The sequence below is a fragment of the Aliiglaciecola sp. 2_MG-2023 genome, from assembly GCF_030548145.1.
Lineage (GTDB): Bacteria > Pseudomonadota > Gammaproteobacteria > Enterobacterales > Alteromonadaceae > Aliiglaciecola > Aliiglaciecola lipolytica_A.
The window spans coordinates 19183-39236 of record NZ_JAUORY010000001.1 but is presented as its reverse complement, the minus strand read 5'-3'; the positions used below and the strand labels follow the sequence as shown (position 1 = coordinate 39236).

At 34.1% G+C, this 20054-nt stretch carries 17 protein-coding genes; all 17 read right to left on the bottom strand.

Annotated elements, in window-relative coordinates; translation table 11 throughout:
- Nucleotides 1-67 precede the first annotated feature (67 nt).
- On the bottom strand, nt 68-1738 hold the full coding sequence (locus tag Q4567_RS00165) for a hypothetical protein (protein WP_303498842.1): 1671 nt from the start codon (nt 1736-1738) through the stop codon (nt 68-70).
- A 192-nt stretch (nt 1739-1930) separates the two neighbouring features.
- Nucleotides 1931-2872: a hypothetical protein gene (locus Q4567_RS00160; protein WP_303498840.1), complete on the bottom strand. Its 942-nt coding sequence runs from the start codon at nt 2870-2872 to the stop codon at nt 1931-1933.
- A 25-nt stretch (nt 2873-2897) separates the two neighbouring features.
- Nucleotides 2898-3554: an acetyltransferase gene (locus tag Q4567_RS00155; protein ID WP_303498839.1), complete on the bottom strand. Its 657-nt coding sequence runs from the start codon at nt 3552-3554 to the stop codon at nt 2898-2900.
- Complete coding sequence (locus Q4567_RS00150; RefSeq protein WP_303498838.1) at nt 3547-4236, bottom strand: WbqC family protein; 690 nt, start codon at nt 4234-4236, stop codon at nt 3547-3549. Before Q4567_RS00150 ends, Q4567_RS00155 begins: the two co-directional genes overlap by 8 nt.
- A 16-nt stretch (nt 4237-4252) precedes the next feature.
- Nucleotides 4253-5374 carry a DegT/DnrJ/EryC1/StrS aminotransferase family protein gene (locus tag Q4567_RS00145; RefSeq protein ID WP_303498837.1) on the bottom strand — a complete coding sequence of 374 codons (1122 nt, stop codon included), beginning with the start codon at nt 5372-5374 and terminating at the stop codon, nt 4253-4255.
- Nucleotides 5375-5688: 314 nt separating this feature from the next.
- Nucleotides 5689-5880, bottom strand: a complete 192-nt coding sequence (locus Q4567_RS00140) for a hypothetical protein (RefSeq protein ID WP_303498836.1) — start codon at nt 5878-5880, stop codon at nt 5689-5691.
- A gap of 198 nt (nt 5881-6078) precedes the next feature.
- Nucleotides 6079-6993: a hypothetical protein gene (locus tag Q4567_RS00135; protein WP_303498835.1), complete on the bottom strand. Its 915-nt coding sequence runs from the start codon at nt 6991-6993 to the stop codon at nt 6079-6081.
- A 185-nt stretch (nt 6994-7178) separates the two neighbouring features.
- On the bottom strand, nt 7179-9086 hold the full coding sequence (locus Q4567_RS00130; protein WP_303498833.1) for a right-handed parallel beta-helix repeat-containing protein: 1908 nt from the start codon (nt 9084-9086) through the stop codon (nt 7179-7181).
- Nucleotides 9087-9412: 326 nt separating this feature from the next.
- Entirely contained in the window at nt 9413-10288 is an 876-nt protein-coding gene (locus tag Q4567_RS00125) for a hypothetical protein (protein ID WP_303498832.1), read from the bottom strand.
- Nucleotides 10281-11327, bottom strand: coding sequence for a lipopolysaccharide assembly protein LapB (locus Q4567_RS00120; protein WP_303498830.1), 1047 nt, complete (start codon nt 11325-11327; stop codon nt 10281-10283). The genes Q4567_RS00125 and Q4567_RS00120 overlap by 8 nt, the downstream gene beginning before the upstream one ends.
- A 15-nt stretch (nt 11328-11342) precedes the next feature.
- Nucleotides 11343-12284: a hypothetical protein gene (locus Q4567_RS00115; RefSeq protein ID WP_303498828.1), complete on the bottom strand. Its 942-nt coding sequence runs from the start codon at nt 12282-12284 to the stop codon at nt 11343-11345.
- On the bottom strand, nt 12285-13124 hold the full coding sequence (locus tag Q4567_RS00110) for a hypothetical protein (RefSeq protein ID WP_303498827.1): 840 nt from the start codon (nt 13122-13124) through the stop codon (nt 12285-12287). It lies immediately after the preceding gene.
- A gap of 28 nt (nt 13125-13152) precedes the next feature.
- Complete coding sequence (locus Q4567_RS00105) at nt 13153-14100, bottom strand: hypothetical protein (protein WP_303498825.1); 948 nt, start codon at nt 14098-14100, stop codon at nt 13153-13155.
- A complete protein-coding gene (locus Q4567_RS00100; RefSeq protein ID WP_303498824.1) occupies nt 14097-16133 on the bottom strand; it encodes a hypothetical protein in 2037 nt (678 codons plus the stop codon). The genes Q4567_RS00105 and Q4567_RS00100 overlap by 4 nt, the downstream gene beginning before the upstream one ends.
- 97 nt (nt 16134-16230) lie before the next feature.
- Complete coding sequence (locus Q4567_RS00095) at nt 16231-17988, bottom strand: hypothetical protein (protein WP_303498823.1); 1758 nt, start codon at nt 17986-17988, stop codon at nt 16231-16233.
- Nucleotides 17989-18063: 75 nt separating this feature from the next.
- The gene (rfbB, locus tag Q4567_RS00090; protein ID WP_303498821.1) at nt 18064-19158 is read right to left on the bottom strand and encodes a dTDP-glucose 4,6-dehydratase; all 1095 of its coding nucleotides are present in this window, start codon (nt 19156-19158) and stop codon (nt 18064-18066) included.
- Nucleotides 19159-19174: 16 nt separating this feature from the next.
- A complete protein-coding gene (gene rfbD / locus Q4567_RS00085) occupies nt 19175-20038 on the bottom strand; it encodes a dTDP-4-dehydrorhamnose reductase (protein ID WP_303498819.1) in 864 nt (287 codons plus the stop codon).
- Between the last annotated feature and the right edge of the window lie 16 nt (nt 20039-20054).

Genomic DNA, 20054 nt, shown 5'->3' with positions numbered 1-20054 from the left:
TACTAGGATTAGTTAGATGGCTATTGTAAGTAATTTTTTCAATTCCAAGTAATATTTTTAGCAAGAATCAACTAAAATGCTTGTCATAAAAAGTCTTTAGTTTTTCTTTATTTTTTTTACAAACAACAGAGTTATTTTTCTCAGGAATTAAATTGTGCTTTACGGTAATATTTGAAATCACTTTATACTTTTTCTCGAAAATTTCAGTAATGATGCTATGCGGGGATTTCACAAATTCTTCGTACTTGATAGTGTCAGTTGTTTTGCATTGCAAATTTTCGATATAGTATTTTTTTTCACTTTGCAAAGAATTATATGCTTTTTCGAACGACTCTTGACTGACCAACACTTTAAAATTTTCGTTAAAGTTAAGCGCACTAATTATTTCGCTTCCCCACAAGCCTGATTCTGAAGCGACGGCTAATGAGTAAGCCTGCTCAAATAGATTATCCCTTTCAATATACACGACATGATCGAAGTCGAACGTGTCGAAAATATCTATATCATAATTTTTCTTCCAGGCACTTACTTGGTTTACGTGAAAATGCATACCCAAAAAATCACTATCATTAAATGCATTGCCTTTTAAAAAATCTAAATACATTGCTGGACTTTTATTAGGTTCATCTTCGACAAACCCATTAATGAACCGATCGTGCAGCCACGCCCTTCTGATGCTCTCTCCAAAATAAGGGTACAACAAAGAACTTAACAATGTTGACCCTACTCTAGGTGTAGATAAAATTGCAACTTTGCATGATTTAGAACGAAGCCCAGTAGCATGAACTTTTAAGTTTTTTAGATCCTGTATGAACAATCGATTGACATAATTAAGCGCTATTTCTTTAGACTGTTTTTGATTAAAAAGAGTTCTGTGTACTTCGTATTCCCCACTAAAAGAACGAAAGTCTTGCTGCTCTTTTTTGATGCGAGAATCTACACTTAAATTTTTAGAAAATAAAAAACCTTTAGTTTTATCCCAAAGAACATCATGATGAAATCGCTTCGTTTTTCCACAATGGAAACCTGAGCCATCATGGCCATGATTTTGAACAAGTGAAACACGAGGATAGATAGTAGCTGTTTTATTTATGGCTTGCTGAAACATACATCGCACATCCGCTGCATCGATTAGACCATCCACTTCTTTTTCTACCATATTGAGAACATCGTCACCAAATTCACATAAAACTTGCTTTTCTTCTACATCATCAAATTCCTTTTGAGTGATTTTTTTCGAAAACGCGCTTACTGTACGCTCGTATACACCTGACCCCCACCCACAGAACCTATTCATTACATAAAAATCATTATCAACATATTCATTGATCTTTAAGGGAGGGCTATATCCTGAAATACTGATTACGTCATAATTATCTTTGTAAAAATCTAATGCAGTATTCATGAATGTCAAAAATCCAGGAGCAACTTCAATATCATCTTCAATAAAGATTGCTCGTTTGAAAACTCGAACTACTTGGAGTAAACCTTTGTAGGCATTTTTGCTACCACCAAAGTTAAAGGGCCTCTCAATAACGGTAACTGATCTAAATCCATTGATCTGTTTCGCTTTGTCACGAACATTCGCTACTAACTCAACATCTTCATCACAGCTTGCTGCGTCGCTATAAACAATTAAGTTTGATTTAATAGCTAGAGCATTTTTTTGAAGTGCCTCTATAGCTCGGTTGAAATGAGTTAATCGTGTATAAACCGAGATTACTACTGGTGCTAACATCCACCTACCTTTTTGTTTGTAGCTTTTTTTAAAAATATTTTGTTAACGCGAGAGTAAAAGTAATTCACCACTACTCGCAACTGGCATGCAAACACAACTACAGCTATTCATTTCCTAACTCATTGGTCTAAATTAATACTACTAAAACCCAAAATTTAAAAACCATAATCTAAATCAAGTGGCTACCGTTTATTACTCTTTTACTGCAAAGCCAAAACCAGTTGCCCCAAAGCCATTACCGTTGTATAGCATCATTAGCTTTTCTTTTACTCGAAATACATGTGGATATTCAACCATTAACGAATCCCACCCATCTTTACTAACATCAAGGGTATTGGAGTTAGTAGTATCAAATCTCTGCCAATTAATACCATCTTTAGATTCTGCATAGCCTATGCGGTAACTAGCATTGATATTTTCTCTATAACCATCAAATTTACGAAAGGAAAACCACATTTTATATATACTGTCTTCTTTCAAGACAGATGCTTTAACTATTCCAGCCTCATTGTCATCGAGATAATCGATAGCTACCAAACCTTTCCTTTTCCATACAATGCCATCTAAAGATTCTGCATATTTAATATGATATCTAGGCTCAACAATCCCATTAATTTTCCGCCACTCCGTACATGATAAATACCAATTTTTCCACACACCATTTTCAATCAAAACACAAGATGTTCCAGAATAATGCGGTTCAATATAGTCACGATCCCAAAGTGGTCCTGTCGAATACTTCTTGAATGTTTGACAATTATCCTCACTAATCGCTAACCCGACAGCGTTATGGTAAGGAATTGTATTTCTCACATTCCAACCAATATAATACATATAATGTATGTCATTGTACTCGACTATCCAAGATGGCATTACACCGCAATCATCGAAAGTACCTAGAGCACCCAACTCTAAAATAGGCTTATCTGCCAATTTTAGTATTTTTTTAGGGTTTTCATCGTCAACATCAATATAAAATGGTCTGCTTCTTGATTGACTATCACGGCAAGAGAAGAAAATTCTTATTCTATTTTCTTCGGGAAAGTGAACAGGTACAGGTACTTGGGCATGAGTAATCGCTAAACTATTGTGGCCATCGGGCACAAATATTCTACCTTTCTTAAGCCATTCCATTTAAGCGTTTATCACTAAATTCATATCAATAAACCTCATAGCTTGGTTTAATTTTTTTCTTCGCTGGATTTCCAATGTAAACCCCCCACTCTTCACTATCACGAGTTAAACTCGAGCCCATTCCTAATAGAGTGCCCTGTGCGACATGGGTATAATCTCTAATAGTAGAATTGACACCAAAAAAGCAATAGTCGTCTACTATACAATGCCCGGAAAGAACAACGTGTGAGGTAAAAAAAATGTGATTATTTATTTTGCTGTGATGGCCAATATGATTGCCGCTCCACAAAACAACATTATTGCCAATAGTGGTGAAAGGCTGAATAGTGTTGTCTTCCAGAATAAAACAATTATCACCAATTTCAGAGTTTAAAAAGATAGTAGCCTTGCTACTAACATAAGAAATCAACTTGTAGCCTTTAACCTTTATTTCTGTATAAATCTGCTCTCGTAGCCGATTCATTTGTTTACCCGTCATTGGCGCAAAAAATTTATACTCTGAAGGTGGATACTTTTCCTCTACTGATTCAAAAGGGACAACATTCAAGCCCTTAAAGGTAGAAGAAGTAATGTATTTTTTGTGAACACTGAACGCTACTACTTCATGCTCAGTATCGCTTTCCAAATAAAAATGGGCCAGCTCCGCGGTATCCATTATTCCAAAAATTACTACTTTAGCCATTGATCAACTCATAATTTTTTACTATTTTCATAGCTTCGCCAGGAGAATTAAACATTAATACATCAATTATTGAAAGATAAGGAATATGAACTCCTGAAAATTGACGATAATTAGATCCCTTATGTTTTAAAAACTGAAGCACCAGACCTTGAGTTTGAAAACATGACCCAGAGTATAATTCCATTCCACCAATCGAATTAATGTAATTTTTTGCATTTAAAGCTTTCGCGATATCAATAATCCTATCTTGACCAGCCAGCCCAACACCTAATTGCATTTTAGAACTGCATATAATGTCGACGGTAATACCTAAATATTTATTAATGCAAGTCAAAGCATTTACCAAAAAGTCCGTTAATGCCACTGTTTCACACTCAAAGATACCTTCTAACATCGCCATCACGGTTTTGTAGTATGGTGCCCTAGCGTACGCATGACATAAGGTTTTAAAAAGAGCTAGTTTACTTTTTTCTAGCGATTGTAATTTCAAACTACAAATTTTGATATTTTGGCTAGCTTTACTAATTGGCAGCGTAAACCTCTGAGGTCCAGATTGGCTGAAAAAGTAATTTCTATTTACCCAGCCTTTTTTTATGTAATTAACATCGTCATATATAACAAAAATATCAGCAGCCTCGAACAGACTAAAATAGCCCACATAGGGAAAGAAATAGGGTTGCATTATAACCAAGTTCATATTAACTAAGTTTACTTTTCAATAAAGTCACAAGTTCATAGATACTGGTTAATTCTAAATCTGGATAGATAGGTAAACAAAGCACCTCTTCAGCACATTTTGTTGATTGAGAAAGATCATGTCTAAGTGCGGTTTCTTCGATTTCACGTATGCCAAAATCACAAGTTAATGGATAAAAATAACGGCGCACCATAAAACCGTGTTCCCGTAAAAAGCTATAAAGGGTATCTCGATCAGTTTTAGCATCTTGCTGAACAAAAATAGGAAAATAAGAATAATTAACCTGCGTATCAACAGGTTCTGTGGGTATAAAAACCCCCTTCAAACTAGATAACTCTTTCACGTAATAATTCGCAATGGTTTTTCTGCCTAAAAACATATTATCTATATGTTTTAATTGAACTAGTCCAAGCGCAGCATTAAATTCTGACATTTTTGCATTAAGACCAAGTGACGAAATAGTCGTTTCGTTTTGAAAACCGAAATTGGCAAAATTTATTAATTTATCCCTAAGAACAGCAGAATGACAAGCCACGGCCCCACCTTCAAAGGTGTTGAACGTCTTTGTGGCATGAAAACTCGCCACACTCATATCTCCAAATTGAAATACGCTTTGCCCATTGCATTCAACCCCAAAAGCATGAGCAGCGTCATAAACTAAAGGAATCCCATGGCGTTTAGACAATTTTTTCAGCCCACTAACTTCACAAGGATTTCCGTAACAATGCACAGCTAAAATAGCAACAGTTTCAGAAGTAATTGCTTTTTCAATTTCTGAAACATCAATATTTAAGTTCTCAGGATCTATATCAACAAAAACTGGTTTGTGACCAGTCCAAATTATTGCGTTTGTAGTGGCGATAAAGGTAAATGGTGTAGTAATCACCTCACCTTTTTTATCACTTATCAGGCAGCTTAATGCAGCAAGTAATGCTTGGGTACCATTGGTAAAGGTTACAACGTGTTTTACCCCCCATAACTTTTCTAGTTCGCGACAAAACTTTGTATTGTATTTACCGTTGTTAGTTAGCATTTTAGATTGCCATATATCTTCTAACAATGGCATAAACTCTTCGATTGGTGGCAAATATGGCTTAGTAACATTGATAACTTTTTTCTTCATTGAAATTAATTACCTAAAATTTCGAAAATCAGCAATTTTTTAAATCCCATTTTATAGTTTGAATTTACCTACCAGCCAAACCAAATGCTTTTATAAACGAATGTTGCCTGCGCCCTTCAGTCAACTTTGCATTCTTTCAACTTATATTGTTTAACTAAAAAAATTGACAATTATTCCTAATAAAAATCCCCGTAAACTAAAGCTTAACGAGGATTCGGCCTTTAAATTGAAATATTTAATACAATAGTTTTCAATTTTATATTTGTGTCACGAACGCATAATTGAGTCAGTTTAAAACTATGCATAGAATTGGTCTATTTGATCAATGCACTTCTTAAATTGGATATTTTATCTCTCTCAATCTTTAATTCCTCAACAACCCCTTGCCTTATTGCTTTTAGCTCTTCTAATTGAACAGTAATCTCATTACGTTTTATCTTAAGCTTATCGATCACCCCTTGACTAACTAGAATAGCTTCTCGTTTCTCTTTGTTTGTATTCGACATAATTAATTCCTAAGTAGTATATTGTCTTAAGTCGAAGATTAACACTCTGTTTGTGAACAACATAGCACAATTTACTTAAATCGAGATCCATAACTATTTGACTACTTTTTATTGAGATAAATGTCTAAACAAAGCGATGTAAATTATAAAAAACTAGTAATAATTAATTTGTTCACACTCTGGTTAACCGAATTAGGTTTACCAATCATTTATAAGTTCTTGAGCCAACCTCTCAATAAACTGATTATCAGAAGTATTTATAATTTTATTTTTATAACAATTTAAGTTTGGAGGAGTAAACTCAATCCCAAACTTTTCTTTCAAAAAACGAATATGCTTCTCAGACTTTGATTTAACCTTATCTAACACCTCTATTGGCAAGAAAAACTTTTCACCTTCAACTAATGCTAATTTTTCCTTCAAAAATTGACTATGCTTTGGGTAGTCCTTGTAGTTTTTATAAATATAATTAGCTATCAACACTGCTTCTAGTGATAGAGACTCATTTATAGAATCCACCTCAAAATGTGATAAATTAGTCTGTTCTACACCAAGTTTCAACAAGAAGTCTTTTTGTACATCATTAGCAAATAATTTTGTTTTTTCAAATATTCTTACATCAAGAGCTTTTTTACCAAAAACGGAACTAAGTTTATTTAGATTGTGTTCAGCTCGAAATACAAATGGATTATTGATGAAATCATCTAAATCTATTTGGCCATTTTTAACTAGTGTTTGACAAAGGCTCACGCTAAAAGTGAAAGGGTGTCTTACATACATAATCACTTCTATTTGATCTGATAAATTTTCAGCGAACTCTTTTAATCTAGTTAAAGCTTCAGTTGAATAACCAGGAATATTCTCACTCGATATTAATAGGCACTCTTCATTTTCAGATTTCTTAGCCAACGATTCTAATTCTTCTAAAGATTGGGTATTTTCATTACAGAAAGCATTTTTTAAAAGCGCGTGTATATCAGATCTCTTCGTTATTAGAGGTAAGATATTATTTTTTATATAAACGTCCTTTCTTTGCCTCATGCTTTTTTGAATAGTAGATGACCCCGTTTTCCCATGACCGGTGTGTATACAAACTTTTCTAAATAACTTCATTTTTTTACCTAACGTTGAGAGCATCGTTACTTAATTAATATTATATTTCTCACATAAAAATATCAAAGCGTACATTTTACAAATATCGTTTTATTTTATGTTCATTGTTTTATACCTTTTTGAAAAATTCACCTAAATTCTTATATAAGCTAGTTCCCATTAATTAATTCAAATTTTAATCACTATTAATGATCTGATACCCCAGGCTTCCAATAGGGTAGTCCAAACTCATAAGCACCTATATCAATTTTATTTCCGCTTTTAATCATGGGGATATATTTAAAGTGACAGCCAGAGTCAACTAATGGACTATCACTAATAGGCGAAAATTTATTTTCATCAAGGTCAAAATACCCATCTACGGAGCTATGATAATTACCACATATCTTATCGGTCGTATCTAGACGAGCCCCTTTTCTATTTGCTGCCATTGACGAAGTTATATTATTGGCAATTAAGCTATGAAGATTCTGCCACGGAGTTAGATTAAAATCGGGCCGGTTAAGTTTAAAAGTCTCTTTACCTTTAGGAACCAACAGGCCAACCTCTTTTTCATAACCCAAACCGCCAATGGATAAAATCGTATTGTTATAAATTTTATTGTAGTCACCCTTAATAACAATCCCTGCATGGCCACAATTCCAAACAACATTATTATGGATACTTAAACCGCGTGTTAAATCATCTCCCCTTATACAGATCCCTTCCCCCGCTTCAACTTGAACATCATGCACCCAATTGTACCTCACGACACTTCCATAGGTCTCGGGTCGTTGAGTATAAACTAAGGCGACATCTTTACTCAGCAAACCTCCGCGATAAATGTCGTTAAACTCGATAATATTCGCGCCATCATTAAATTTTACTAACACACTTCCAGCGTCAAATAATTCACTTTTATTCAGATTGTTTTTATTCCCGGAAAAAGAAACTGTGGGTTGCCTAAGCGTTCCGAACCAAGAAGTATCATTAACAATAATCTCGCTAATTATATTTTCGTCGCCAACTATACTAATCGCTCCTCCAGGAACATGTGAAAACGTAGATTTTAAAATTTTATTAAAATTACCGGAAATGAATGTTGCGCTTTTGGACTCAGGATTTTTAGTGAATGAAGGATATAGGAATTTGCTCTTAGAAATTTGGCATCCATAACAGTTTTTAATACTTACAGTAGTTGCAAAATATTCGAACCCTTCTAGATGAATAAACTGGCTATCTTTAACAATAAAAGCAAATTCTCGTACTTTTGATTTTAAAGTGGAGCCTAATGTTACATCAGAATTAGGTGGATAAAAAAACAACTTGGAAGTGGTTTTGTCGTAGTACCATTCTGAAGGAGCATCCAACAATCCTAGAGAACCAGTCAAATAATAATAATCATCTTCCCACTTTTCAGGCTTAACATCGTTTAAGAAAAACTGCTCTAACCCTTTTAAATTCTGGTCATAACCAAATACACCATGGTTAACTCCAAGAGTAATAGCAGGCCGTTTCCAAGTGTAGAATTGATGTGCAACATTTAGAATTACATTTGCACCAGTCCAGTCAACGCCGGATTCAGCAAGTTCACGATCAACAATTTTACCATAAGCACTCCCCTTATCAGTAGACGCCCAAACAACACGACTGAGCAGTTGTTCTGCTTTTGCATTGGGCCAGCGGGCTTCAAGCATCATCTCATTATTAAAAAAGAGTTGCTCAACTGAACTTACATTTTCAATAACGTAAGTACCATTTTGACTTTTCTCCCACTTACCTTTAACAGTTTCCCTTCCATCAAGAATGACTTTTTCACCTGGCATAGCAACAAAACGAATTGGGAGATCATTTTCTCCTTTTCTTTTTATTACCACGGTTTCCTTGTAGACACCTGAACGGACGAAACACACATCCCCAGCAATAACAGCATCAGCAGCCATTTGTATAGTTTTAAAAGGCTCTTCAATGGTCCCTGCATTATCATCGTTGCCATCTTTGGCAACGTAGTATTCCCTGGACAATGTTGTGCACGAAAAGGTGATACTCAACCCAATTAACAAAACCTTAATCGAGCATGAGTTGCCAAGAATTAATTTTACCAACTTATTCATTTTTGATTGCCTAAAGAAAGATGTCATGCAAGGAAATAGAAGCCGAATTTTTATTACACCCAGTGCTAAATGAGATTAAGTGTAGTTGGAATTGAAAACTAATTATAAGCCCCCTAAATTTTTGCCATCAGAATCTGTTTTACTTCTATATAGGGTAAAAATCTCAATCAACAATACTTACATTAAAGGCAATTTAAATATTAGGGCTGATAATGTATTGCTTGTAAGATGATTTTCCAACTAACAAGGGTATTTAGAACCCCAAAAAACTAGTTTTCTAATTAGCTTACACTATGGAATTGATGAAATCCCTTCCCTCTTAAATATTAAACATGAGCTTTTAAAATTATGTTTAATATTTCGTCCACTTCAAGCTCTATAACAACAAACTCCTGAGGCTTCATTCTCATACAATCACCTTGATATTTTTCGTTTATATAAATTTCAGAACTTACACTTGAAATGGAAAGTGAGTTTAAAATGACTTTTAATGCTCCCAAACCGCTTTTATTAAAACATTCAAATGGAATAACGATGTCTGCTTGTCGGCTAGATATTCTATTGATCCAACTTACGATAAAATAGAGCTCGAAATAATATCCTCTTCCAAACGGCAATGATAAATCATAGCTACAGTTTAACTGATTATAAATATCATTCACGTTCCAGAAATTTAGATTGTTGCTTTTATAATTTAAAAAAATGCCACCTTTTTCTGCAATCTTTTGTAGTGATAAGAATATACTAAAAGGATCACGTGTAATCAGAACAGTTGTAAAATCGGGAAACTTTTCAGAAAGCCAAGGTAAACAATAGTTAAACCTATTTGCTTGTAGAAATGGAATTTTATTTTTATTAACACTGTGTTCTATTAGAAAGTTAATATAATTTTCTAAATCTGGCTTTATGGAGAAGGAACACAAAACAGGATGATTAACTGTCCTGCGAGAAGATGCGAATACCTCTGTCATTTTCCCTAAATTAATGTCTGCGTATTCCGCAAAATAATCGTCTTCGACGGTATGACCTAGGTAATTTTTATCAGCAGCAACTAAGCCAGCTTGAGTATCAGCAACATACTGAATAATATCAGGATGGTAAGGTTCGTAAAACCCCATTATCTCTTCACATTTTCGCAATGCAGAGAACATAAAAGTACTGCCAGTTCGGAAAAAACCTGTAGCTATTATTCCTTTAGCCATTTTTAGCTTGCATCCCAAATCTAGTGTAATTTGTAAATAGAAAAACATTTAGATCACAAGCGGTTTTTAAATACTTTTTAGCTAATTTTATATTTCCAATTGCGGCATAAGCTTTCGATAATTCATAAAAAGAACTATAAGTTGGGTTTACCTTTATCACTTCAAGTTTATTATTAATAAAGTCGTTAATGTCATTTTCTGAAAAATAACTATAACCAAGTGATTTTCTTTTATCGGTATTGTTTATAGTATTTAAACGGCGAAATTCTAAAATTTCAGAAGCTTCCTTTAGTAACTTAGAAACTTGATCATTAAAATCAATATTATCAGGTAATGAAGCTATCAAAGTATCGATTTTTGATTGATTGAGATCAGTCAATATTTGACATTTTATCGCCTTTGACAAACCAGTTTGAATGGCTTGACTGTTCTGTTTATCTATCGCAACTTGTAAAAAATTATTAAAACATTCAAGTGCCGACGATAAATCATTTAATTTTTCAAACTGCTCTCCTTTAAACAACCAATCCCAAAATGGACTATGCATTCTCTTTAGAACGATATCTACAACATCGCAAGCTAATTCGTGCTCACCCAAACTATCAAGGTATTTTGAAAAATCCCTTACTTGATCAATATTCAAGTCGCTAATATCGGCCTTAAAAGCCTCGCCAAGCAACACAAAAACTCTATTTTTTAAAACTAGTTCCAGTGAATTTAAATTGTCTTCCAAACCAACGAATTTTTTTACAATATCTAACTCTATCTTTTTCTTTTTATCAGTCAGTTTTCTACAAAGATAACTAAAATCTCCTACCAACACTTTATTTGGTATTTCTTGGAGAATTATTTCAATTTTACTACAACAATACGAATCGACCTTAAGAGAGCTGCCAGTAAACTCAGAGTTCAACGTTTCCAAGAAAAATAATATTTCACAATCTAATTTTTCTACACTTTGGTCGACGACTTTCTCAACCATGCTCAGTGCAGCATAAAATCTGTTGTTTATCATCAGGCTACGAATTAGTTTATACATATATATTTCCAGGTGTTACAACGAACTTTTGAGTGTTTTAAGAAAGCTCTGAATTGTCAATTTATAACGGACGCCACTTTCAAGAAGATAGTGATGAGCTGCCATGAGTTTATCTCTACTCATTAGAATATTTTGAGCTTCTTCATAAGAATTAAAATATAGGGGATATTCAGTACCTAGATAATCGACAATAGCACGGTTTGGTGGACACAGAACGGGAGTAGCTCTAGCGATACATTCTATAATAGCGTTGTTAGCACTTGTGTCGTAAAAATCGATAAAAACTATGGATTTTGATAGCAGATTATCGTATTCATCATTTGACATAAAACCAATATTTTCAACACTGTCATCAATATAGTCGATATCAAAAACTTGCTTTTCGATATTTATCAGTCTTTGCTGATGGACTTGAGATATTCCTACAGTGTATTTTTTAAAGTCACCACTCGGTAGTTTCAACTTATGGATTGCATGAAGCTTTCGGAGCCAAAATCCAAGTTGAACGATTTTTATTGGGTTATTAGCAGATAATATGGAATTATCGAATAAATTATCTACAAGTTCTGTGGGATGTAATACAGTGTTAACTGGGCCATCAAATTGAGTGCTAACCCAGTCAGACAGAGGCGAGGACAATGTATAAATCCCTTCGCATACTGTTAAGGCTTCTTGAAAATCTCCCCTTTTGAATAATTCCACTGGAGAATAATGTCTATTGAACCAATGAGGTACATTTACAGGCACATGTAGAAAACCAACCCAAGGTTTTGTGAGTGGTTCAAATTTATTATTGAAGTCCCCTTTTCCACCACCAAAAATAAATTTTTTTTCTATAAAACTTACTAGTTCCGGGGCGTTGTTGGAATGGAGAGGTTCCATTCCATTTACAACATAAGACCACCCTGAACGATGCTTTCCGTAATTCTTAGCTAATTCTTCTTTTAAATTAAACATCTATATATTCCAATTTAAAAAATTGAATTTAAAAAACTTTTTTAGCCAACTAAGCTTAGGATCATCTTCAGTGAGGTCTGCAAACAAATTTTTATTACTATCAAAAACGTTGATCAATAACTCTTTATTGTGTTCTAAGTAATCATTGTATTTTTCATTTTTCCAATCCATATCATCGCCGTAATGAAAGGTGAGGTATGCGTCGTCAAATTCATGAAAACTCTTAGAATGGATAATACAATTTAAAAGAAATGGTCTGAATACAAACCCTATTCCTAATATATGTTCACGAATATCAAATAGTTTAAGATGTTGGTAAGGGAAAACAAAACAGTCATGTCCGATATGCTTGTCACCGTCTGCTAAATAAGCTTGTTCGATCGGTAAGTCAATTAATTCTTTTGCAATAGTGCGTCTATTAATAACAAAAACATCCCTACCTTCATTTTGAATTTTAGCAACTTCAGCATAAAAGTATGGCTGCAAGCAAATATCCATATTTGTTACAACTATAAGGTCTTCATCTTCGATTTGAAGATTTTCTAATTGCTCCACCTTGAGAAGATCATTCAGTATTGGAAGCTCTCTTTTAACTTGAAACTGTCTTTCAAGTTTACTTGAATCTGATTTTAACGTATCAAAATGAAAATAGCTTTGAGTAAAGCTGTTTTTAAAATAATCTAAATCTGTTGGACTTACTTTCATTAAAATATGAACATCTACCAATCCTTCAGCATAATCAACAGAGTTGATAATAGACTCCAGAGTTCTCTTTTGAACTAAATTAGCTTCACTTTCTTTTGGCACTGAATACGGGTTTATTATGTGTATAATTTTCATTATGGATACAACTTTAATAGCTAATTATTTAGGTTTTAAAAATTTTATGTTTATTTACTATTTGTCTATAAAATTTGGAATTTTCAATTTCTAACATGGTTTTATCATCAATAGTCCTTCGAGGCTTCGTTTCTATTTCGCCCGAAGATCGACCACTATCACCTGTTATTTTCCGTAGGTCAAAATAATCCTGAAAATTATCGATGTAAGGTATTTTGAGGGTTTTACAAATAGTTTTCATGAATTTTTGGGGTGAAGTTACAAATTTTTCGTAATAAATAATCTTTGATTTTTTATTCTGTTCAAGAAATAGTAAAACTCGCCGACAGTATTCATCAAAATTAGCTGGCTCAAATTGTACCCACCCATTCTTTTTTAAAGACAAATATGAGTCAATAGGGTTTCTGAGAGTAACAAGGGACAATACATCATATTCTTTTGAGAGAAGTCTAGTAACGGCATTAGAATTTAGAGCTCGATTGCCAACACAAAAGTCAGTATGGGAATGCTCTCGCAACACTAAATGAGCACCATAGTTGTCTAATGCATTAATTGTTACTTTAATAGAACTTGCAAAAATTTCTTCGGAAAGATTATTTATATTCGGAATGTTTGCATAGTAAGCACAAGAAATAATATCAGAAGGAGTAAACTTGTGCCCTTTATCACCTAAATGTTTACGAGCCAATGGGTGTACTTCACTCATTAAATATACATTTGGCATAGCATCTATGCATTTAGAAATCATAGACCCACCGCTGCAAGCCATATGACGAACTATTCTCAACTTAGGCTTCAAAGCTTCAGTCTGTTCTACAATTTTTTGGCACCTAAGTAAAAGACTATCGGATGCCATTGTTGGTATAGAAAGCTTCTTATTTTGCTCGTTGCTTTGAATGAAATTTTTCTGATTTATTAGCTCCAATGCTTTATCTAGCTCGGTTCTTAAGTTTTGTATATTATTTGATTCGCTCATAAACCACGGTGTTCCAAAACAAGTTCAGGGTGCTCTTTCTCTAGCTGTTGGTAAAAATTCGCAGCCATTTCAAGCTTTTCATGAAGTTCTCCAATCAATTGCCTTAGTTCATTCTCTGAAGATATTTTTTCAGCATATTGTTTACTTAGATACTCATTTTCTGATTGCATTTTACTTAACAATTTTGTTGTTAATTCAATACTTCTAGACTGCTGTTCTTCTCGCTTCTGACTTTCCTTTTTGTCAATCTCTAATGATTCTAATTGAGATCTGTAACTGTTAAACTCTTTTTGCAATGAATTGAGTTCATTCTCAGTTTTTTCTAATTTTTGGTTTAATTCATTATTCTTATGTATTGAATTTTCTGCCCGTGTTTTTTGCTCTTTATGAGATTGAATTTGTTTTTCTAAATTTTCTCGAACGCTTTTAAGTTTAGCGGTGTTCTCTCGTTCCATTTCCTTAACTGTATTACTATGTTGTATATTGCTTTGTTCTAACTTGGATTTTAAAGAACTAACTTCAGTAGTTAATCTGCCTATCTCGTCTTTATCTTTGGCTTTATCACTATTTAGTTGGTCTATTGTGCTAGCTAATTCTTGTTGTTTAAAGTTAATTTCCTTTAGACGTTGATCTTTCACTTCTAAATCCGCATTTAAGCGTTTAACGTCATTTTGCGCTCGAACGTTGTCTTCTAATATTGATTTTTGAGATACCTGCAATTCTGCTAATTCGTTTACAGCGTTACTACATTGCGATTCTTTATTTTTTAAATTAAGTTTTAAAGTGCTAACTTCATTAGTTAATCTGACTATCTCGTCTTCATCTTTTGATTTTTCTTCATTTAATCGAATTATTGTTTGACTCAATTCTTCATATTTTGCTTGAGATTCAACTGCGCGTTGTTTCGTTTCATTTAGCTCTTCAGTAACGTTTATTAGTTCATTTTGCACACTGATTTTGTCTTCATTAACTTTACTGATTGATACTTGTAACTCTTCAATACTTTTATTGGCTTCTTTAATCCTTTCTTTAAGTACTTTAGATTCTAATTGTACTTGATTAGAATCTTCACGAAGCTGCTCTATTAAATGAGAGGCACTTTCGTTTTTTTCGATTTCAGTATCCAAGTTTTGTCTTGTTTTGTTAGATTCTGCTATAAGTTTTTCTATTTCACTTTGGTAATCTGCTTTTTGCTGTTTCATTGAGCTTTCTAAACTCTTTTGATGAACAGTTAATTGTTCTATAGTCTGAAAGTTTTCATTTAACTTTTTAGCGGTTTCCTTATTTTGTTCTAAAATGTGTTCTTGATTCAAACACTTTTCTTGCCACTTTTCTAATTCGCTTTTTAAAATTACGTTTTCATTTTCTCTTTCAGCAAGTATTTGTTTTTGCTCTTCTATCAATACTGCTTGTAAATTTCTTTTAAAAACATACTCAGTGTATAAGATATCCGGTGTAGACTTTTTAACTAAGTCGAAACTTAATGTTTGAAGCAAATTAACCACATCACCTATTTTATAATCAGCTGCATATAATTCGTTATTAGCAACTTTTATACGAATCATTTCAAAATTTTGTAGCGCTCTTTGAGTTTCTTCATCAGCACTAAAAAACTGAAGAGATGCATTCATACCGACTAAGAGACCATTGTTTTTCTCTTTAATTACCCCCAAATAAACACAACTTTCTGAAAGTGTTTTTACAAGAATATTGTCAACTTCCTTGGCAACATGATTCCTATATATTCTTGCTAACCCCTTAGGTTTCATCGTAGAACTTAATCTTGCAGGTTTAAATAAATAGAACTTTGTTAAGCCATTGTTGTTGCCTAGAGTCCAATTGTGTATTGTCCAATTTGCATCCATTTTTTTTCTTGTCTTTAATGCATATTGAGTTGGATCAGGCTCTAACAGACTCACTTTACATGCAAGGGCTTGAGATAACTCATCAATGGATTCATTCTCCCAATATCCTGCAACTAGCAGAATACCTTCTTTGTTATTATGGTCCAGTTGGCTGCTTTGTTCTGTCACGACATAATCCTATAATTTTATATTCTTATCTAAAATAACTGTTTGGAAGAGCGTTTTGTATTTACACTTAATTATATAAATGTGCTTTTAAAAGGTTTTACATTTTATGCGTTTTGTAAGTGTCACCATGAAGCAAAGGTATCGACATTACATTTCGTTCCAAATATACACGCTCTAAGCGTTCTTGAAGCAATTGAATTTCGGCCATAAGTTCACTGTCATTACTTGCAGTATTTGAATCAACCAACATACGTTGCAGCTCTTCAATTTTATTTTGTTTAACACTATTGGCTTTTTGTAAGTCAACTAATTGAAGTTTTAGGTCATTAATCTCTTTTTCCATATCTACAAACTGATATTTTTGAGATTTGTCGGTTTTCTCCAAATTTATTAATTGAAGTTTTTGCTCACTAACCATTTTATCTAAACTTTCTATTTGAGTTTTCTCAGTTTTAATTAGTTTTTCTAAACCACTAATTTTACCTAGTCTAAACTCCGCTTTTTCAGTCACTTCTGATAACTTAGCGTAAACCTCTTCCAACTCTTCCTGTAATTGCCCAACTTGCAGAGTAAGCAGTTTATTATCATCATTTACAACTAAATTATCTTTAACGACGTTTTTAAGTTCATCAATTTCTAAATTAAGCCGTTCATTTGTCTTTTTTAACTCCATATTTTCTGAACGCAACTTAGCTTCAGATGCGGAAGTAACTTCTGCGCTTTCCAATTCTTCTTCTAACTGCCCAACTTGCAACGTTAATAACTTACACTCAGCGTCTAATTCATCTAATTGCTGTTTAGATTCCTTAACACCTTGACCTAACTTGCTGTTTTCCTGTGTCAACGTCGATACAATTTCTTTTTGTTTTTCACATTCTAGCTGTAATTTATCTAGGCTTTGCTGATTAGTTTTTTTAGCCTCATTCAACTCGCTTTCTAATTTTTGTATTTCTTCTGACTTTTGTTTTTCTAAATCTAGTTTTTGATTTCCAAATGCAGTTTGCAATTCACAATTAGCTTCTAATGCATCGGATAATTCTACTTTTAAATGCTCGTTTTCTTTGATTTGGTTTTCAAGAGTGATATTACGATTTTCAACCTTATCAAATGCATCTTTCATGTCTGTTACGGCACTTGCTAACGATTTAAGAGAGTCAATACATAAATTCGGAATGTTACCAATTGAAGCATTTGATTCAGCTTCAACATTAGCTAAAACTGAAATCATATCCAAATCTTCAAGTAAATTGTTGATCTCACTGCTGACTCTTGCATCTTCAAAATATTCAAGCCGTAACAATTGAACAGCAAGTTCATCAATATGATTATCAATGGTAACCGAGTCACTAGCACCTTTTTCGCAAACAATTAAATTGTCTGAATACTCACCTAATAATTCACTCCAAAACTTTGTGGGGGAAGTATCTATGGTATCTAAACTGGTCACATGCACACTTTCTGGATTTGACAGATAAGCATTCCAAATCGTCTTTGTATCAGCGGCCCATTTATTAAGGAGTCTGGTTATTTGTTGACTATCAATGGTTCCGCTTTGCTTAGCGGCACGAGCTAACGCATATTCAGGAGGGGAATATATCAACAGTACTTTATCATCGACTTTCAATTGTTCAGTGAAAGATAAATTATCAAGTAACCGCTCTGAGAACACCAAATTTACTTTTGATTCAGAGCCTTTATTGGTTGATTTTTTCGACTCAACCACCTCTACCAAATTAATATTCTTAAGCGCAATATTATTCGGTAAAGTGTATATTGCCTCTTCAACCACAGTATTGATAATTTTATCTTTCCAGTCGATGTTGCTTATCCCACCAACCACTACAGTACAATTCATCTGACGCCCCTATTTTGGCTCAATTTCTTACTTACAATATGTAATTCTTTGTTATTAGAGCTACAGTAAATAATGTTAGCTTGTTTTAGTCAAACAAGTCTTTACCCAATCTGAGTTTGATAAGTACCAATCAATGGTTTTACTGATACCCGTTTCAAATGACTCTATTGGTTCATAACCTAGTTCATTTTGTGTTTTGGTTGCATCTATCGCGTAACGTCTATCATGCCCAGCTCTGTCGGTGACAAAAATTATCAACTCTTCAGCATTACCTTTAGCCACTGATGTTGCCAAAGGATATTTTTCCTTTAATTGTTTTTTGCTAGCAAACAGCTCATTCATTTTTGCGCAAACCAATTTCACAATATCTATATTGGCCCACTCATTGTGGCCGCCAATATTGTAATTTTCGCCAATACGGCCTTTTTTAAGCACAAGCTCAATGCCTCTAGCATGATCTTCAACATATAACCAATCACGAATTTGTTGCCCATCACCATACACGGGTAAAGGTTTATCATTCAAAATATTGGTAATGATGAGCGGTATCAGTTTTTCTGGGAAGTGGTAAGGACCATAATTGTTTGAGCAATTACTGGTGGTTACCTCTAAGCCATAGGTATGATGGTAAGCTCTCACCAGGTGATCACTGGCCGCCTTACTCGCTGAATATGGAGAATTAGGAGCATATGGCGTATCTTCTGTAAAAGCAGGATCGTTTGTTTCCAAAGAGCCATAGACTTCATCGGTACTAACATGATGAAAACGGTGTTGCAAAGGTTCCTTTCCTTCAGCTTTGGGAAGGTCTACCCACACTTTTTTAGCTGCTTTAAGCAGGCTGTAAGTACCAATAATATTGGTTTCTATGAAGGCGTCTGGCCCGGTTATAGAGCGGTCAACATGAGATTCAGCGGCAAAATGCACGATAGTATCAATTTGATGATTTTGTAACAGTGACTCTACTAAACTTGTGTCACAAATGTCGCCTTTTACAAATTCAAAGAGCTTGTTTGACTCAACTGATGCTAGATTTGCACGATTACCAGCGTAAGTTAGTGCATCTAAAACCACTACTTTATCGTTAGGGTTATTTTGCATCCAATAAAGTACGAAGTTCGCACCGATAAATCCGGCACCGCCGGTCACAAGTAACGCTTTATTTTTAGTCATTTTTAATATCTTTTATTCATTTAGTTGAAGCTATTTGTTGCATAACTTCACTCAATTCGACCCGCCAATGTTTGGGTTGAAGTCCGTTAAAAGCCATCTTAAGGGAGGCTTTATCTAATACACTATAGCTCGGTCTCTTTGCCGGAGTGGGATACGCTGAGGTTGGAATTGGTTTAACCGGAATGGATTTATTTAATAGCCCATACTTAATACCTAACTCTTGAATTGCCAGTGCAAAATCGTACCAACTACATACACCTGAATCAGTAAAGTGATGGTATCCGGTTACTTTATTTTTCACTGCATACAAACATGCTTTAGCCAGCGCGCCAGCTGATGTCGGTGAGCCTATTTGATCATCGATAATGCCAAGCTCGGGCTTTTCAGCCATCAATTTCAGCATTGTTTTCACAAAATTATTGCCAAATTGTGAGTACACCCAACTGGTTCTAATAATACACCCTTGGCTAGGCGCGAATTGTTGAACAGCCTTTTCCCCTGCCGCTTTACTCGCACCGTAAACACCGATGGGCGCATGCACATCATCAATCTGGTAAGGTGAACCTTTATCGCCAGAAAACACATAATCGGTAGATACATGCACTAATGGCACAACCTTTTTATTTGAGTACTTGGCTAAATTCTCCACTGCCGTAGCATTGATCTCAAAAGCCTGCTGTTGTTCTGATTCAGCTTTATCTACTGCGGTATAAGCGGAAGCATTAATAATGCCTGCCACGTCATACTTGTTTAGGGTGGAGTTCAGACTCTTCGGATCGGTGATATTAATATCGCTACGGCCTAAACAAACTACATTGTCATCTAGTAGTTTTAATTCTTGGGCTAACTGGCCAGTTTTTCCGATTACAATAATTGTCATTTAAATCTCGTATTGA

Excerpts from the sequence above, each read along its gene's own strand:
- Q4567_RS00165 (WP_303498842.1), bottom strand. The coding sequence starts at position 1,738 with ATGTTAGCACCAGTAGTAATCTCGGTTTATACACGATTAACTCATTTC.
- Q4567_RS00160 (WP_303498840.1), bottom strand. The coding sequence starts at position 2,872 with ATGGAATGGCTTAAGAAAGGTAGAATATTTGTGCCCGATGGCCACAAT.
- Q4567_RS00155 (WP_303498839.1), bottom strand. The coding sequence starts at position 3,554 with ATGGCTAAAGTAGTAATTTTTGGAATAATGGATACCGCGGAGCTGGCC.
- Q4567_RS00150 (WP_303498838.1), bottom strand. The coding sequence starts at position 4,236 with ATGCAACCCTATTTCTTTCCCTATGTGGGCTATTTTAGTCTGTTCGAG.
- Q4567_RS00145 (WP_303498837.1), bottom strand. The coding sequence starts at position 5,374 with ATGAAGAAAAAAGTTATCAATGTTACTAAGCCATATTTGCCACCAATC.
- Q4567_RS00140 (WP_303498836.1), bottom strand. The coding sequence starts at position 5,880 with ATGTCGAATACAAACAAAGAGAAACGAGAAGCTATTCTAGTTAGTCAA.
- Q4567_RS00135 (WP_303498835.1), bottom strand. The coding sequence starts at position 6,993 with ATGAAGTTATTTAGAAAAGTTTGTATACACACCGGTCATGGGAAAACG.
- Q4567_RS00130 (WP_303498833.1), bottom strand. The coding sequence starts at position 9,086 with ATGAATAAGTTGGTAAAATTAATTCTTGGCAACTCATGCTCGATTAAG.
- Q4567_RS00125 (WP_303498832.1), bottom strand. The coding sequence starts at position 10,288 with ATGGCTAAAGGAATAATAGCTACAGGTTTTTTCCGAACTGGCAGTACT.
- Q4567_RS00120 (WP_303498830.1), bottom strand. The coding sequence starts at position 11,327 with ATGTATAAACTAATTCGTAGCCTGATGATAAACAACAGATTTTATGCT.
- Q4567_RS00115 (WP_303498828.1), bottom strand. The coding sequence starts at position 12,284 with ATGTTTAATTTAAAAGAAGAATTAGCTAAGAATTACGGAAAGCATCGT.
- Q4567_RS00110 (WP_303498827.1), bottom strand. The coding sequence starts at position 13,124 with ATGAAAATTATACACATAATAAACCCGTATTCAGTGCCAAAAGAAAGT.
- Q4567_RS00105 (WP_303498825.1), bottom strand. The coding sequence starts at position 14,100 with ATGAGCGAATCAAATAATATACAAAACTTAAGAACCGAGCTAGATAAA.
- Q4567_RS00095 (WP_303498823.1), bottom strand. The coding sequence starts at position 17,988 with ATGAATTGTACTGTAGTGGTTGGTGGGATAAGCAACATCGACTGGAAA.
- rfbB (WP_303498821.1), bottom strand. The coding sequence starts at position 19,158 with ATGACTAAAAATAAAGCGTTACTTGTGACCGGCGGTGCCGGATTTATC.
- rfbD (WP_303498819.1), bottom strand. The coding sequence starts at position 20,038 with ATGACAATTATTGTAATCGGAAAAACTGGCCAGTTAGCCCAAGAATTA.